This window comes from Streptomyces sp. NBC_01525 (genome assembly GCF_045040405.1).
Lineage (GTDB): Bacteria > Actinomycetota > Actinomycetes > Streptomycetales > Streptomycetaceae > Streptomyces > Streptomyces benahoarensis.
The window spans coordinates 3,544,488-3,559,387 of the sequence record NZ_CP109397.1 but is presented as its reverse complement, the minus strand read 5'-3'; the positions used below and the strand labels follow the sequence as shown (position 1 = coordinate 3,559,387).

Annotated in this window: 12 protein-coding genes and 1 tRNA gene; 6 read left to right on the top strand and 7 right to left on the bottom strand. The window is 73.7% G+C overall.

Annotation, left to right across the window (positions count from 1 at the left end; translation table 11 throughout):
• Positions 1 to 85: 85 nt before the first annotated feature.
• Both OG422_RS15925 and OG422_RS15920 read right to left on the bottom strand, forming a co-directional pair.
• A tRNA-Ser gene (locus OG422_RS15925) sits at positions 86 to 173 on the bottom strand.
• Between the two features lie 43 nt (positions 174 to 216).
• Positions 217 to 1,917, bottom strand: coding sequence for a S1C family serine protease (locus OG422_RS15920; protein ID WP_405743430.1), 1,701 nt, complete (start codon positions 1,915 to 1,917; stop codon positions 217 to 219).
• Between the two features lie 387 nt (positions 1,918 to 2,304).
• Here OG422_RS15920 and OG422_RS15915 point away from each other — a divergent pair, with 387 nt between their 5' ends.
• The 3 genes from OG422_RS15915 (at position 2,305) to OG422_RS15905 (ending at position 5,398) form a co-directional block, all read left to right on the top strand.
• Entirely contained in the window at positions 2,305 to 3,153 is an 849-nt protein-coding gene (locus OG422_RS15915; protein WP_405743429.1) for a glycerophosphodiester phosphodiesterase, read from the top strand.
• Positions 3,154 to 3,294: 141 nt separating this feature from the next.
• Entirely contained in the window at positions 3,295 to 4,059 is a 765-nt protein-coding gene (locus OG422_RS15910) for an ATP-binding protein (RefSeq protein ID WP_405743428.1), read from the top strand.
• A gap of 370 nt (positions 4,060 to 4,429) precedes the next feature.
• A complete protein-coding gene (locus tag OG422_RS15905; RefSeq protein ID WP_405743427.1) occupies positions 4,430 to 5,398 on the top strand; it encodes a DUF5926 family protein in 969 nt (322 codons plus the stop codon).
• Between the two features lie 628 nt (positions 5,399 to 6,026).
• Here the strand turns inward: OG422_RS15905 and OG422_RS15900 are convergent.
• The gene (locus tag OG422_RS15900; protein WP_405743426.1) at positions 6,027 to 6,731 is read right to left on the bottom strand and encodes a bifunctional DNA primase/polymerase; all 705 of its coding nucleotides are present in this window, start codon (positions 6,729 to 6,731) and stop codon (positions 6,027 to 6,029) included.
• Between the two features lie 455 nt (positions 6,732 to 7,186).
• Here OG422_RS15900 and OG422_RS15895 point away from each other — a divergent pair, with 455 nt between their 5' ends.
• Positions 7,187 to 9,001 carry a PP2C family protein-serine/threonine phosphatase gene (locus OG422_RS15895; RefSeq protein WP_405743425.1) on the top strand — a complete coding sequence of 605 codons (1,815 nt, stop codon included), beginning with the start codon at positions 7,187 to 7,189 and terminating at the stop codon, positions 8,999 to 9,001.
• Between the two features lie 269 nt (positions 9,002 to 9,270).
• Positions 9,271 to 10,734 carry an aminopeptidase P family protein gene (locus tag OG422_RS15890; protein ID WP_143944494.1) on the top strand — a complete coding sequence of 488 codons (1,464 nt, stop codon included), beginning with the start codon at positions 9,271 to 9,273 and terminating at the stop codon, positions 10,732 to 10,734.
• Between the two features lie 83 nt (positions 10,735 to 10,817).
• Here the strand turns inward: OG422_RS15890 and OG422_RS15885 are convergent, their stop codons facing one another.
• Both OG422_RS15885 and OG422_RS15880 read right to left on the bottom strand, forming a co-directional pair.
• Positions 10,818 to 11,096, bottom strand: a complete 279-nt coding sequence (locus OG422_RS15885) for a DUF1876 domain-containing protein (protein WP_143944493.1) — start codon at positions 11,094 to 11,096, stop codon at positions 10,818 to 10,820.
• Between the two features lie 100 nt (positions 11,097 to 11,196).
• Positions 11,197 to 11,874: a TetR/AcrR family transcriptional regulator gene (locus tag OG422_RS15880; protein WP_405743424.1), complete on the bottom strand. Its 678-nt coding sequence runs from the start codon at positions 11,872 to 11,874 to the stop codon at positions 11,197 to 11,199.
• A gap of 459 nt (positions 11,875 to 12,333) precedes the next feature.
• Between OG422_RS15880 and OG422_RS15875 the strand changes: the two genes are divergently transcribed.
• Positions 12,334 to 13,644, top strand: a complete 1,311-nt coding sequence (locus tag OG422_RS15875; RefSeq protein WP_405743423.1) for a glycosyltransferase 87 family protein — start codon at positions 12,334 to 12,336, stop codon at positions 13,642 to 13,644.
• A gap of 77 nt (positions 13,645 to 13,721) precedes the next feature.
• Here OG422_RS15875 and OG422_RS15870 read toward each other — a convergent pair whose 3' ends face one another.
• Together OG422_RS15870 and OG422_RS15865 are read right to left on the bottom strand one after the other, a co-directional pair.
• A complete protein-coding gene (locus tag OG422_RS15870) occupies positions 13,722 to 14,018 on the bottom strand; it encodes a DUF397 domain-containing protein (RefSeq protein WP_143943720.1) in 297 nt (98 codons plus the stop codon).
• Positions 13,996 to 14,853: a helix-turn-helix transcriptional regulator gene (locus OG422_RS15865; protein WP_143943721.1), complete on the bottom strand. Its 858-nt coding sequence runs from the start codon at positions 14,851 to 14,853 to the stop codon at positions 13,996 to 13,998. Before OG422_RS15865 ends, OG422_RS15870 begins: the two co-directional genes overlap by 23 nt.
• Between the last annotated feature and the right edge of the window lie 47 nt (positions 14,854 to 14,900).

Below are 14,900 nucleotides of genomic sequence, written 5' to 3'. Positions count from 1 at the left end.
TGACGCAGGGTGAGACACCAAGCAGAAGGGAGGGGCCTCGGGTTTCCCCGAAAGCCCCTCCCACCTGCATGTTCACCGACCTCTGCGGAGGCTGTGGGATTTGAACCCACGGTGAGGGATCACCTCACGACAGTTTTCAAGACTGTTCCCTTAGGCCGCTCGGGCAAGCCTCCCCGCGGCAGCGCCGGGGCGGTCCCGCGGGGTCAGGGTAGCGCGTCACTTGTCTCCTGTGCGCTGGCCCAGGGTGACGTCGGCGGTGTGCTCCTTGCCGGCGCGCTGGAAGGTCAGGGTGATCTTGTCGCCGGGCTTGTGCTGCCAGATCTCGCTGATCAGGGTGGGGCCGCTGTCGATGACGGTGTCGTCGAGCTTGGTGATCGTGTCGCCGGGGCGCAGGCCCGCGCGGTCCGCCGGGCCGTTGGGGGTGACGGAGTCGGAGCCGCCGTTGCCGTTTTCGGCGATGGTCGCGCCGTTGCCGGTGTCCTTCATCGCGACCTGCACGCCGATCTGCGGGTAGACCGGCTGGCCCGTACGGATCAGGTCCTGGGCAACGCGACGGGCCTGGTCGATGGGGATGGCGAAGCCCAGGCCGATGCTGCCGGACTGTTCGCCCTCGCCGCCCATACCGCCGTTGCCGGCCGACTGGATCGCGGAGTTGATGCCGATGACGTTGCCCGCGGCGTCCATCAGGGGGCCGCCGGAGTTGCCCGGGTTGATGGACGCGTCGGTCTGCAGGGCGCTCATGTACGAGGCGCTGGAGCCGCCGCCGTCGCTGGAGGCCACCGGGCGGTCCTTGGCGCTGATGATGCCGGTGGTGACGGTGCCGGAGAGGCCGAAGGGGGCGCCGATGGCGATGGTGGCGTCGCCGACCTGCACCTCGGAGGACTTGCCGAGCGGCAGCGGGGTCAGCTTGGCGCCCGCGGCGTTCTTCAGCTTGATGACGGCGACGTCGTAGCCCTGGGCGCGGCCGACGACCTCAGCGGCGTACTTCTTGCCGTCGGAGAACGTCGCGGTGAGCTTGCCGCCGTCGGCGGCGCTGGCAACGACGTGGTTGTTGGTGAGGATGTGGCCCTGCTTGTCGTAGACGAAGCCGGTACCGGTGCCGCCCTCGCCGGTCGCGCCCTGCGCCTCGATAGTGACGACGCTGGGCAGCGCCTTCTGCGCTATCCCGGCGACGGAGGTGGGCTTGCGGTTGAGCGCCCCGGCGTCGCCGGACGCGGAGACCGTCGTCGAGGAGCGGTCGTCACGGCCCGCGGCCCAGAAGCCGATGCCGCCGCCGACGCCGCCCGCGACCAGCGCGGCGACCAGGACCGCGGCGATCAGACCGCCGTTGCGCCGCCGGGGCGGCTGCCCGTCCGGGGCGCCCCAGCCGTTGCCGCCGCCACCGCCGCCGTACGGGGGCTGCTGCGCGCCCCAGCCACCGCCGCCGCCGTACGCGGGCAGCTGGGTGGTCGGCTCGCCGCCGGGGGCGCCCGGGGCGCCGTACGCGCCGGGGGCGGCCGGGCCGGAGGCGCCGGGTCCGATGGGCCCCGGCTCACCGGGGTGCCCGGCCGGGCCGTGCGGCGGTTCCTGCCCGGAGGCGACAGGTCCGGACGGGATGGGCCCGGACGCGACAGGCCCGGAAGCGGCGGGTCCGGATGACGCGCCACCGGGCGCCGCACCCCCGAAAGCCGCGCCACCGGGCGCCGCACCCCCAGGCACCGCACCCCCGGACGCCACGGATCCGGGCTCCCCACCCGGGGCACGCTCGGCAGCCCCCGGGGCGAACCCGGGGGTCGGGGGCGCCGCGGGCGGGGGCGGGGTGCCCGGGGCGGCAGCCGGGGCGGCGGAGGCGGACGTGGGTGCGCCGTCCGACGCCTGGGGCGCCGTTTGGGGCTCGGCCTCCGGCGGGACGGAAGCGCCCTCGTTCTCGGTGCTCACAGCTCTCTCCTCGCTCACGACTGTGCCGGCCCGCGGCCCGCCCCTGGGAGGCCCGGTCGGCCGGGGCGCCTTCTGGCGCTCCGGGCGTCCGGGCCGCCGCGGTACGGGGCCGGGCTCCGGTGTCCGGACGTTCCGGTCCTCGGTGCCGGGGACGCGCCTGTGGGACCGTGAACCGGGCTCCAGGATTCCGGATCCCGGCGGTCCGGGCGAGTCCCGGCCGGACGGGCGAACCTCGGCCTCAGCCTTTCCCACCGTGCGTCAGCGCACCGTAAGGCGAGGCTGTGACCGTCCCCTCATCCTTGATGCCGGGCCCCGGCGGCGCATCCCCTGTCGCCGCCCCCGGTCAGCGCGGGGCGGCCCCGGGACGGCGGATGGCACGATAACGCGGTGACCTATGCACGCCCCGCCAAGGACGCCCGTCCGGGCCGCCCCGCCCCCTCCGTCGTCGCCCACCGGGGCGCGTCCGAGGATGCCCCGGAGCACACGCTCGCCGCGTACCGGAAGGCCATCGAGGACGGCGCGGACGCCCTGGAGTGCGATGTCCGGCTCACCGCGGACGGCCACCTGGTGTGCGTGCACGACCGCCGGGTGAACCGCACGTCCAACGGGCGCGGCGCCGTCTCCGCCCTGGAGCTGGCCGATCTCGCCACTCTCGACTTCGGCTCCTGGAAGGCCGGGGCGGACGAGCCGGAGGCGCCGGACCGGCGGTACGCGGACCCAGAGCGGACGGGTGTGCTGACCCTGGAGCGGCTGCTTGAGCTGGTCGCGGACGCGGACCGGCGCGTCGAGCTGGCCGTCGAGACCAAGCACCCCACCCGCTGGGCCGGACAGGTGGAGGAGCGACTGGTCACCCTCCTCGGCCGCTTCGGGCACACCGCGCGGCCCGGACGCCCGGTGGCGGAGCCGCCCGCGGTCCGGGTGATGAGCTTCTCGGCCCGTTCGCTGTACCGGCTGCGGGCCGCGGCGCCGGAGATCCCGTCGGTGTACCTGATGCAGTTCCTCACACCGCGCTACCGTGACGGACGGCTGCCGCCCGGTGTCACCATCGCCGGTCCCGGTATCCGCATCCTGCGTGCCCACCCGGAGTACGTCGACCGCGCCCACCGCGCCGGGCACCCCGTCCATGTGTGGACCGTCAACGAGCCCGAGGACGTCGCGCTCTGCCGTGATCTCGGCGTGGACGCGGTCATCACGAACCGCCCGAAACAGGTACGAACCCAGCTCGGCCTCGGGTAGCCGCCCCCGCCGCGCGTGCGCCCGCGCCTGCGCCTTGATGGGACCACATGTCGGATGCGTCACTGCTTGGCATGTGGCCGGTTTCCGGTCCAGTCCATTGGGGAATTCATCCCGTGGCGTGGGGCAAAGGAGGTCTCGGGGGTGGCGTTGATGGTGGCACAGGAGGTGCCGACGTCGTCGATCATGGCCGTACCCCATGGTCCGGCGGGCGTGGGTATGGCCAGGCGGCGCATGCGCGGCGAGCTGTCGGCAAGAGGAATTCCGGACACGGTCATCGATGATGCCGCGCTGGTGCTGTCCGAGCTGTTGAGCAACGCCTGCCGGCACGCCCGCCCGCTGGACGCGAAGCATCTGCCGGACGCGGTCCGTGACGGCGCCGGGCGTCCGGGCAGCGCGTACGGGGCGTGTCACGAGGGCCGCGCGTACGGGCCGCGCCAGGAGGGCGCCGCGTACGGGCCGGAGGACGACCGCGGGGGTACGCCGCCCGAGGCGGTGCTCGCCTCCTGGCGGGTGGACGACCGGGAGCAGCTGACGGTCGCGGTCACCGACGGCGGCGGGCCGACCCGTCCCCGTCCGGCCACGCCCTCGGTCACCGCCCGCGGCGGCCGGGGCCTGGCCATCATCCGTTCGCTCTCCCGCGACTGGGGCGTGCGCGAGGTGATCGAGGGCGAGACCACGGTCTGGGCCGAGCTGTCGCTGCGGGACGCCTTCGCCGACCGCGTCGCGCTGACGCCGACGGCCACGGCGCCCGCCGCCGTCCCCGCCCAGGCCCCGGGCCCGGAGGCCGCCTACGCGGAATTCCCCGCCCCGGCCGCCCTGTCCGGCCTGCCGGGCCTGACCGAGCTGTCGGACCTCGCCGACCTCTCCGCCTTCCCGGACCTGGACGACCCGCTGCCGCCGCGCTGAGGGCCGGGCGGGAGGCGCCCCGGGGCCACGGCCACCAGGACCTCGACGCCCCGCACCGCCTCGACGCGCACCCGGCCACCCGGCCCGCCCGCGGGACGTACCGCCCGGCCCCGCGCACGTACCCCCGCCCCCGGCGCGCGCCCCGCGCCACGCGCCCCCTCAACGCCCGCGCCCGCCCCGGGCCGATCCGCGACCCTGCGCACCCCACGCCACAGCCGCCCCGTACCGCCCGAATCCGGCCACACCCCGTACCGTCCCTCGCGGCGCGCGCCGTGGCGCGGGCTCGGCCGACGCGCCCGCGCGCGTACTCCTCTAGGCTCGCGCCGACACCCGTCCACACGCACCGGATCGACCAGGAGACACCGCCGCCATGGCCAAGAAGCGCCGCCCCCAGCCCCAGGCCGCCGCACGTTCCACCCAGGACGGGCCGGTGCCGGTCGTCGGTGCCCGGGAGCCCTGCCCGTGCGGTTCCGGCCGCCGCTACAAGGCATGTCACGGCCGGAGCGCGGCGCAGGCCGTCACCGAGCTGGTGCGGCGGCCCTTCGAGGGGCTGCCCGGCGAGTGCGACTGGGTCGCGCTGCGCGAGCTGGTGCCCGCCGCGACCGCCCCGCTGACGCTCAAGGGCGGGCTGCCCGAGGGCGTGCCGTCGGTGACGCTGGCGACGGTGCTGCCGATGGCGTGGCCCGCGCTCCGCCGGGACGACGGTTCGGTCCTGATCGGGCTGCAGAACGACACCTCCTCGGGCGACCTCAGCCGCGACCTCGCGGACACCCTGCGGCGCGCGCTGGCCGCCGAGCCGGGCACCCCGGTGACCGCCGGTCGGCCCGCCGCGGACGGCCCGCGCCTCCAGGACCTGCTGGACACCGAGGCGCCCTTCGAGCCGGAGGTGCACACCGGCTTCGAGTTCTGGGTGGAGAACGCGGAGCAGGCGACCGGCGAGGTCGCCGCGTCCCTGGAGCGGGCGAACGCCGCCGCCCTGCCCACTGCCCGGATCGCCGGTCTGGAGGGTGCCTACTGGTGCGAGGCGCCCGGCAAGAACCACCTGCGCTGGGTCACCGCGCACCCCGAGGAGCGGCTGCTGGACGCGCTCGCCCGGCTGCACGCCGCCGGGGAGTCGTCGCTCGGCGAGGACACCCGGCTGGTCGGCTCGTTCCGCGCCCACGGGCTCGTCGTCCCGGTGTGGGACCTGCCGTCGTCGATGAGCGCCGAGGACGTCACGGCGCCGGCGGTCGCGTTCGGTGAGCGGCTGACGAAGGCGCTCGCCGACGAGACGCCGCTGACCTCGGAGGAGCGCCGGGCGCGCGGCGGCCTCACCAACCGTCAGGTCACGCTGAGCTGACAGTGACCACCCCGGACGCCTCTGACGTGACTCCTGTCACAACCCCCTCTCCTTCCGGGTAAAGAGGCGTCCGGAATCCCGCGATCGAATTTGCGAACCGCCGATCTCTTGTTACGGTTCTAGGAGCCCGGTCGCTGGTGCATCCCCCGTCGCCAGCGACCGGGCGCTTCCATGTCCGCGGCCGGGTGTTCCGTCCCCGCCGCCCCGCGCCTCCCGCCCCGTGATCGGCCGCCCGGCGCCCCTCCCCGAAGCCCCGCTCCGTACGGCCCGTACGGCGCTTCCACGGCCGCGCGGGCAACGAATCCCGCAGGGCGCCGCGGAGTTGCCCCGCGCCGCAGACGGCGGCGTACGGCCGCGAGGCCGGCCGGGAGGGCAGGGAGCCGGACGTACGCCACGGGTCCGGGCGAACGGGACCCCAGAAAGATGGCAGAGCGTCAGCTACCGCTCATGCCGCAGGTTTCCATGGCGTACCGCTGTGCCATCCGGGTGTTTTCCGTGGCGGGTCGCCGGGGCCGGGCCGCCTGGGGCCGTGGGGGCCGCCGCGCCGTCCTCGTGACAGCTCTCCCCAGGGCCGTGGGGGCGCGCGCACCGCACGCGCGCGCCCTTCAGAGGCCGCGGGCGCCCCGCCTCAGTAGGCGAGGCGGCTGCCGTCCGGGGTGCGGTTGCTCGCGGTGACCAGGGCGTCGACGACGGTGGCCACGTCGGGGAGCCAGGGGGCCGCGGAGGTGGCGGCAGGGGCGCGCTCCCAGCGGACCGCACCGGCGCCGGTCTGCGAGGGCGGCAGCACCAGATAGCCGCCGTCGCCGTGGAACCGCAGCGAGCTGGGCACCTCGTCCCGCGAGTGCAGCAGCTCGCCCAACTCCGCGAGGTCGTACGGCTCGACGAGCAGCGAGACGCGGGTGGGGGTGGCGACGACCGGGCCGAGGCGGACACCGAAGTGGTCCAGGGCGGCCAGCGCCCGCGCACCGGCGGTGGCCGGGAGGCTCACCGCGCACGGCGCGCGGCCGCCGGTGGCGAGGACGACCGGGGCGTCGGGCCGGTTCATCCACCACCAGCGGACCATCCGGGCGTCGGTGGTCGCCGCGAACAGTCCGGGCTCGAAGGGGTGCGCGCCCGGTACGACGCACCCGGCGTCGGGACAGCTGCACCGTGGAGCCGCGCGTTCACCACGTCCGGACCGGGTGCCGGGCGGCCGGGCTCCGGAGCGAAGCCGTACGCCGGGCACCACCGGCCACTGCCATTCGGTGGCGCAGTGGAGCGCCGCGCCGACCAGGGCCGACTTCCCGGTGCGCCGGAACAGGTACTTGCGTCGCCTTCCGAGGATCTCGCGCATGAGCGCTCGTTCCTTTCGTTAACGCCGAGGGTTGCGTCCATCGCACTACATGCCGGTTCGTCCCGCTGCGCGGCGCGTGGTCGTCCCGGTCGCCCGGCCCGGGGCCGGCCACGCCACGTGGAGCTTTGGTCACCGCGTTGTCGAAGGGGCAGCGCATCACGCCGTACGCCGAGCGTGGAACGTGGCGGGAGGTGGCGCGCCGGGGGCGCTTGCGGTGCGGTGGTGCGATCCCGCCACTTGTGGGTGCGTCGCGGTCGTCGTCCGTAATGACGCCCGTGCCTGCCGGTGGGTTCCGGTGCGGCCCCAACTGGCCCCGCATCTCTCGGAGTACGTACCCGCCATCGTGCATATGACGCGCTGCCGATCGCGGCCAGTCGACCCCAAATCACCTTATGCAGGGCCGTTTTCAGGCCACACAAAGGGTCCGATCGGGGGCCACAAACCCTCGCGGAACAGTGCTGGACATCACATCTCCGGTCCGTGTAGATGTGGAGTCGTGGAGAGCTGAGCGGCACGATATGGGGGTTTGCGATGCTATTCCTGGCAGCGAATGGGCGGCAGGGCCGCGCAACATCGCTCAACAAAAGGCGGCATTTCCCGCCCCGATCGGCGCTGAGCTGGGGAAACGGCCGGGTCGTCGGACGCCGCCGCTCGTGAGCGCCTCCCACGTCCCGAAAGTGGCCGGAATCGATCCTTCTTCTTCCGGACACGCGCACACTGCCGCCGCCCCTGCGGCGCCTCCGGCCGTGGAGCACTCCCCCGCCGCCGACACGGCCCCCGGACCGGACGCCCCCGAAGCTCCCGGCGCCGCCCGCCCGGCCGTCCCCGCCGAGGCCACGCCGCTCGACCGGATCGCCGTCGTCCAGGACCGGCTGGCGGGCTGGATCTCCGGGCTGACGACCCTCCACGACCTCGCCGAACGGCTCGCGCGCACCCGGACTCTGGACGCGGCGCTCCATGAGGTGCTGCGGGCCGGTGCCGCTCTCGTCGGCGCTCCTCGGGGCCTGCTCGTCCTCGAACCGGCCGACGGGCTCGGGCCCGTCACCACCGTCGGCCGCGGCCTCGACCACGCCGAGCTGGGCCAGCTCGAAACCGTCCCGCGCACCGCTCTGGCATACGGCCGCCTCCTCGACGGCCTGCCGGAGCCGGAGCCCGCCACCGGGCCGGGCACCGCGCCTGCCGCCCTGCCCGCCCCCGCGCCCCCGGCGCACGACGAGCCCCCGCACGCCCCCGGCCGCCCCGGGATCGCCGAGCCCGATGTCCTCGGGGCCCCGGGGCTCGATCCGCGGGTGCGGGAGGTCGCGACCCGGCTCGGGTACGCGGCCAGTTACGCCGTGCCGCTGGATGCCGCGCCCGTGGGGCGGCTCGGGGTCGCCGTCTGGCTGTACGACGAACCGGCCGAGCCCGACGATCACCGCCGCCATCTGCTGGGCCTGTACCGCGCGTACGCCGCCGAGCATCTGGCCCGCGTCCTGGAACTGCACCGGCAGCAGAAGGCCGCGGCGGCGCTCGCCGAGGGGCTGCTGCCGCATCGGCTGCCCCGGGTGCCCGGTATCCGGCTGGCGGTGCGGCACGCCGCCGGGCCGCGCGGCGGCGGTGACTGGTTCGACGCGCTGCCGCTGCCGGACGGCGCCCTCGGGCTGGCCGTCGGCTCGGTACCCGGGTCCGGGCCCGAGGCGGTCGCCGCAATGGGGCAGCTGCGGGCGTCGCTGCGCGCGTATGCGGTGATGGAGGGCGAGGATCCGGTCGCCGTCCTCTCCGATCTGGAGCTGCTGCTGCGGCTGACCGAGCCGGCCCGCGCCGCCACTGTGCTGTTCGCGTTCGCGGAGGCGCCGGGCGGCCCGTCGTCCGGCGCGCCGGACGGCCCGGTGGCGGGTTCCGGCGGAACGTTCCCGCGCACGCTCACCCTGGCCGGGGCCGGGCACTGTCCGCCGCTGCTCACTGGGGAGCGCCGCACCGAGTTCGTCGAGACGTCGCTCTCCGCGCCGCTGACGATGCTGGCGTGCTGGGAGGCGCCGAGCGTGGAGATCGCACCGGCGCCCGGCGAGACGCTGCTGCTCTACAGCGACGGGCTGCTGCACCGCACCGGCGACTCCACCGACCGCGCCTTCGCCCGGCTGCACGCGGCCGCCGCCGGGGCGCCCCGGGCCGTCCGGCAGGACCCCGAGGCCCTCGTCGACCACATCCTGGGCCGCCTGCTGCCCCAGGGGCTCGACGACCCGGCCTCCCCGGAGGACGTCGTCCTCCTCGCCGCCCACTTCGAGGCGTGAGCCGGGGGCGCGCCCGCCACTCATCAGGAACCCTCCCTGAAAGAAACCACCGCCTCGCGCGCCCGCCACTCACAGGAACCCTCCCTGAAAGAAGCCGCCGCCCCGTACGCCCGCCAGCCCGGCGACACAAGCCGCATGCCCCGCCCCGCAAGCCCGCCGCCCGCGGGCTCCCAAGACGAAGTGCCTGAGACGTCACACCTTCCGCCCTCTGGACCCGTTTCGGTGCGCACATACGATGGAGTGCGGTTCAGTCTTTACAAGGAGGCACCGTGACGGACGAGCTCACCCCGGAGACCCCGGACGAGGACGAGCAGCCGATCAAGCAGCGCAAGAACGGCCTGTACCCGGGCGTTTCGGATGAGCTCGCCGCGAGCATGCAGAGCGGCTGGGCCGACACCGAGCTGCGCGACCTGGAGCCGATCGAGCAGGCGCCGAACGCCGCCCGCCGCCGCGCCGCGCTCTCCGCGCGCTTCCCCGGCGAGCGCCTGGTGATCCCGGCGGGCAACCTCAAGACCCGCTCGAACGACACCGAGTACGACTTCCGCGCGTCGACGGAGTACGTCTACCTCACCGGCGACCAGACCGAGGACAGCGTCCTGGTGCTGGAGCCCCGCACCGGCGAGGACGGCCACGACGCGACGATCCACCGGCTGCCCCGCTCCAACCGTGAGAACGGCGAGTTCTGGCTCGACGGCATGGGCGAGCTGTGGGTCGGCCGCCGCCACAGCCTGGCCGAGGCCGAGGCGCTGCTCGGCGTCCCCTGCAAGGACGTCCGCGAGCTGGCCGCCGCGCTGACCGAGGCGACCGGCCCGGTCCGTGTCGTCCGCGGCCACGACGCCGGTATCGAGGCGGCGCTGCGCGACAAGGTCACCGCCGAGCGGGACGAGGACCTGCGCGTGTACCTCTCCGAGGCGCGCGTGGTGAAGGACGACTTCGAGGTCGGCGAGCTGCAGAAGGCCGTCGACTCGACCGTCCGCGGCTTCGAGGACGTCGTGAAGGTCCTGGACAAGGCCGAGGCGACTTCCGAGCGGTACATCGAGGGCACGTTCTTCCTGCGCGCCCGCGTCGAGGGCAACGACATCGGGTACGGCTCGATCTGCGCCGCCGGTCCGCACGCCACCACGCTGCACTGGGTCCGCAACAACGGCCCGGTCCGCTCCGGTGACCTGCTGCTGCTCGACGCCGGCGTGGAAACGCACAGCCTCTACACCGCGGACGTCACCCGCACCCTGCCGATCAACGGCCGTTACACCGACCTTCAGCGGAAGATCTACGACGCGGTGTACGAGGCGCAGGAGGCCGGTATCGCCGCGGTGAAGCCGGGGGCGAACTTCCGCGACTTCCACGACGCCTCGCAGCGCGTCCTGGCCGAGAAGCTGGTCGCGTGGGGCCTCGTCGAGGGCCCGGCCGAGAAGGTGCTGGAGCTGGGTCTCCAGCGCCGCTGGACGCTGCACGGCACCGGCCACATGCTCGGCCTCGACGTCCACGACTGCGCCGCGGCCCGCACCGAGGCGTACGTCAACGGCACGCTGGAGCCCGGCATGGTGCTGACCGTCGAGCCCGGTCTGTACTTCCAGGCGGACGATGTGACCGTCCCCGAGGAGTACCGCGGCATCGGCGTCCGGATCGAGGACGACATCCTCGTGACGGCGGACGGCAACCGGAACCTCTCCTCCGCCCTACCGCGCCGTTCCGAGGACGTCGAGGCGTGGATGGCCGAGCTGCGCGGCTGACCTGCCCGTATCCGTCCGTACACGCCACGGCCGGTGGCCCCGCGCGTCGGGGACCACCGGCCGTGGTGTGTGTACGCCCGCGTTCAGACCGACAGCGGGTGCGACGTCCGTCCCGACGCCTGGTCGATCTCGCCGTGGGCCTTGGTCAGCAGCCGCATCGCCAGTTCGTTGAGGGCTCTGGCGGCCGCGACCTCCTCGCCGACGCGCGGCTGGTTGGAGTCGATCGGGTGGCGGCTGGCGTAGCCGTGCGCCCGTACCTCCTGACCGTCCGGTAGCCGGACCAGTGCCGCGGCGCGGGTGCGGTGGGTGTCCTCCTGGAACTCCATCTCGATGTGCCAGCCGGCCACGGTGTTCACCGTCATGACGCTCACCTCCGGGGGGTCTCCTCTCCCTCCAGGGTGCGCCCGTCCGGCCTGCCCGTCAGCCCGTACGGGCCGGGCCTCACTCCGTACGGGCCGGGCCTCAGTCCGTACGGTCCGTGCGCTGCCGTCCGACGACGGGCGTCGCGCGTCCGACGCCGGGTGTCGCGCCGCCCACGCGGTACGCACCCGCCAGCGTCGCCGCCCAGACCGCGGTGGCGGTGGACTCGGCGAGGTCCGCGTCGACGGGCCCGCGGGCGATGAGGATGCGGTAGTAGAAGGGTGCGCCGAGCGCGGACATCACCGCTTCCGGGTCGGTGTCGGGCGGCACCTCGCCACGCTCGATGCCGCGCCGCACCAGCCCCCCGGCGACCCGGAGCCGGTCGTGGAAGAAGTCGGCGAGCACGGTGTCGGCACGGGGTATGCGGGCGGCGGAGGAGACGACGGCTTCGACGAGGCGCCGCATCGGGGCCGCGGTGTAGAAGGTGCCGATGCGGCGGGCGAGCAGCCGCAGGTCCTCGGGGAGGCTGCCGGTGTCGGGGAGCGGGATGCCGGTGGACGCCTCGGTGAGCAGTTCGCAGACCAGTCCCTCGACGGAGCGCCAGCGCCGGTAGAGCGTCGCGAGGTGGATTCCGGAGCGCTGGGCGATGCGTTCCATGCTCAGCGCGGCGAATCCGCCCTCGCTCAACTCGGCCTGTACGGCGTCGAGTACGGCCGCGCGGGTGCGGGCGGTACGTCCTCCGGGGCGGGTCTCTCCCGGCGGTTGCTGCGCGGGGGTCACAGGGGCTCCGTATTGCAGTGTGGGGTCATGCCACGTATCGTCCGTGAAACACTAACGCGAGCGATTTCGCGTTAGGGTGCGAGTGTCGTTCTTACAGGGACGGGGACACGGCGGGGGATGCCCTCTCGCCCTGTGAGACGACGCCACCCCCTTCGCCATGCGGCCTTTCCCGGGCACTGTGGGCACCTTTCACGGCATGACGACTCTCACATGGCGTTCGACCGCAGTCGCGTGATGCAATCGGGCAGGCGTCAGGACCACAGGGCCGGATTGTGCGGCACTTTGTCCGATTCGCACGTACACACCATGCGTATACCTCTTGCGTATACCTGGCGTTTATAGTTGCGGTATGACCCTCCCTCTCCCCCCACTCGGCATGCGCATGACCCGTGCCCGCCGAGCTGCCCGGCCCGCCCCGTCCGTTCCCGGCCCCCGGGCCCGCCGAGAGGCAGGCCGCTGATGGCTACGGACACCACGCACCCCGACGGCACGGCGGCGGCCCCCACCCGCCGCGGTGGCTGGCGCTGGGACTGGCCGGTCCTCGCGGGCTGCGCCATCGCGGGCCTCAGCGTCGGACTGGCCTCCCCGCCGAACACCTCGCAGCAGGCCTGGGGCCTGTGCAGCGCCGCCGGTTACGCCATCGCCGCGATCGTCGCCGCCTGCTCCGTCCGCCGCTGGGGCCGGCTGCCCGCGATCATCTCCGTCCTCGGCGCCGGCCTGGTGCCGCTGCTCTATCTGACGGTGATCGACAAGGAGCAGATGGAGGTCGGCGTCATCCAGCGCGGTGCGGCGCTGCTCCTGAAGTCCGGGACGCCGTACAACGCGGACCCGCACACCGTCCCGCAGTTCAACCCGTACCTGCCCGGGATGTCGCTGTTCGGCATACCCGACGCGCTGTTCGGCGACAATCCGCTGACCAGCGCGCGCCTGTGGTCCCTCATCGGTTTCCTGGTGGTGGTCGTGTGCGCGGTCCGCGTCCTGACGAAGGACCGCGGTCCCGCCCCGCTCGCCACGCCCGGCGGCGTCACCCCGAGCACCGGCGCCCTGTGGCTCATCGCCTGCCCCGTCCTCATCCTGCCGCTCACCATCGGCGGCGTGGACCCGCCGGTCATCGGCCTGATCGTGCTGGCCCTGGCGTTCCTCCAGCGGGACCGGCCGGGCGCCGCGGGGCTGGCGCTCGGCGCCGCCTCCGCCCTGAAGTGGACGGCGTGGCCGGCGATCCCGGTGGCGCTGGCGCTGCTGTGGGTGACGAAGGGGAAGGGCGCCGCCGCCAAGTGCGCGGCGGGCTCGGTGGGTCTCGCGGCGCTGGCCGCGATCCCGTCGGCGCTGATCGACTCCTCGGCCTTCTTCCAGAACGCGATCCTCTACCCGCTCGGCATGGGCGAGGCGAACTCCACGGCGCAGAGCCCGCTCCTTGGCCACCTGATCGTGCTGCTGCTGCCGGAGACCGGTAAGACGGTGACGGTCGCGCTGATCGGCGTGAGCGCGATCGGCGTCGCGGTGTCGCTGCTGGTCCGCCCGCCGCGGACGACCATCGCCGCCGCCGACCGCCTCGCCATCGGCCTCCTCCTGGCGATCGTCCTCTCCCCCGCGACCCGCCTCGGCTACGCGATCTACCCGGTCGTGCTGATCTTCTGGCCCCGCTTCGCGGCGGTACTGGCCCCGGCCACGCCGGACGCCGACCTGACGATCCCGCGCCAGAAGTCGGACGAGCCCGCGCTACCTGACGCGGAGTCCGGTACGAGCACGGAAGCCGCCAAGAACGGCTGACGCACCGCATACGAAAGGGCCGGGCCCGGGGATTTCCCTCGGGCCCGGCCCTTTGCATGCGTCCGCCCGGCTCTCGCTCAGACCGTGAGCGTCCCGCCCTTGACCGCCGTCACGAACCGGCCCCACGCACCGGCGCCCACCACGAGGGCGGGCCCACCGGGCACCTTGGAGTCACGGACGGGGACGATGCCGGGGAGGTCGTCGAGGATCTCGACGCAATTGCCGCCACTGGCGTTGCTGTAGCTGCTCTTGCGCCAACGGGCGGCACCGGCGAAGTCCTCGGCCACCTCGATGCAGTCGCCGCCGGAGGCGTTGCTGTAGCTGCTCTTCCGCCAACGGGCGCCGCTGAAGTCATTCCTGCTGTTGAACTGCATTCTCGTAGTCCTCTGCCGCCGCCTCGATCATGGCCAGGGACACACGCGGTGAGAGCGCCGTAGCCCTGAGCAGATCGTACGACCTGCGGTACTCGTTCACGAGGGGCGGATAGTCGATGAGTTGACCGCTGTGCACGCCCTCGGTGTACATCAGCGGCGGGGCGTCCGGGAAGGTCATGGACCGCACTTCGCCCATCATGAGCGGGTAGGCGACCTCGGTTTCCGGGAGGACCTGGAGAACGCCCTGGTTCGCCTGGACGATCTCCACGATGTGGCGGAGCTGGGCGGCCATCGGGCCGGGCTCCAGCAGCGGACGGCGGATCACCGACTCGTGCAGGATCACCCAGTACGCGGGCCGCGGTGCCTCCTGGTCCCAGATCTCCGCTCGCCTTATCCGGGCGGCGACCTGGCTCTCCACCGTCTCGGGCGGCAACCACGGGCGACCAGCCCGCACAACGGCCCGCGCGTACTCCTCGGTCTGAAGCAGTCCAGGAATGAGCATCGGCGCCCATTCCTCAATCCTGTCGGCGTGTTCCTCCATCTCCGCGACGTCGGCGAAGTACTCGGCGTGGCCCGCCATCCGGGCCTTGCGGACGTCTTCACAACGCCGCTCGAAAAAGCCGTCCGTGCCGAGCTTCCCGTCGACATGCTTGGCGAGGTCCATCGTCATGCGGCGCTCACCTCGCTCGACCTGGCTGAGGAACGAGAGCCCGCGAAAGCTCCCGTCCGAGCACTGTTCCAGCGTCAGGCCCGCGGCCTCCCGTCGGTAGCGCAGCTCGGCGCCGTAAAAGGCGGGCACGTCCGCGGATGCGTCGATCTCTTTGCGTGGGGGCACAACTCACCACCGTAATTAGCCAGTTACCCAGCGCAACCGTCGCTACT

What these genes read in the sequence shown, in the direction of transcription:
- OG422_RS15870 (WP_143943720.1), bottom strand. Translation starts at nt 14,018, where the DNA reads ATGCAGTTCAACAGCAGGAATGACTTCAGCGGCGCCCGTTGGCGGAAG.
- OG422_RS15905 (WP_405743427.1), top strand. Translation starts at nt 4,430, where the DNA reads ATGGCCAAGAAGCGCCGCCCCCAGCCCCAGGCCGCCGCACGTTCCACC.
- OG422_RS15885 (WP_143944493.1), bottom strand. Translation starts at nt 11,096, where the DNA reads ATGACGGTGAACACCGTGGCCGGCTGGCACATCGAGATGGAGTTCCAG.
- OG422_RS15900 (WP_405743426.1), bottom strand. Translation starts at nt 6,731, where the DNA reads ATGCGCGAGATCCTCGGAAGGCGACGCAAGTACCTGTTCCGGCGCACC.
- OG422_RS15875 (WP_405743423.1), top strand. Translation starts at nt 12,334, where the DNA reads ATGGCTACGGACACCACGCACCCCGACGGCACGGCGGCGGCCCCCACC.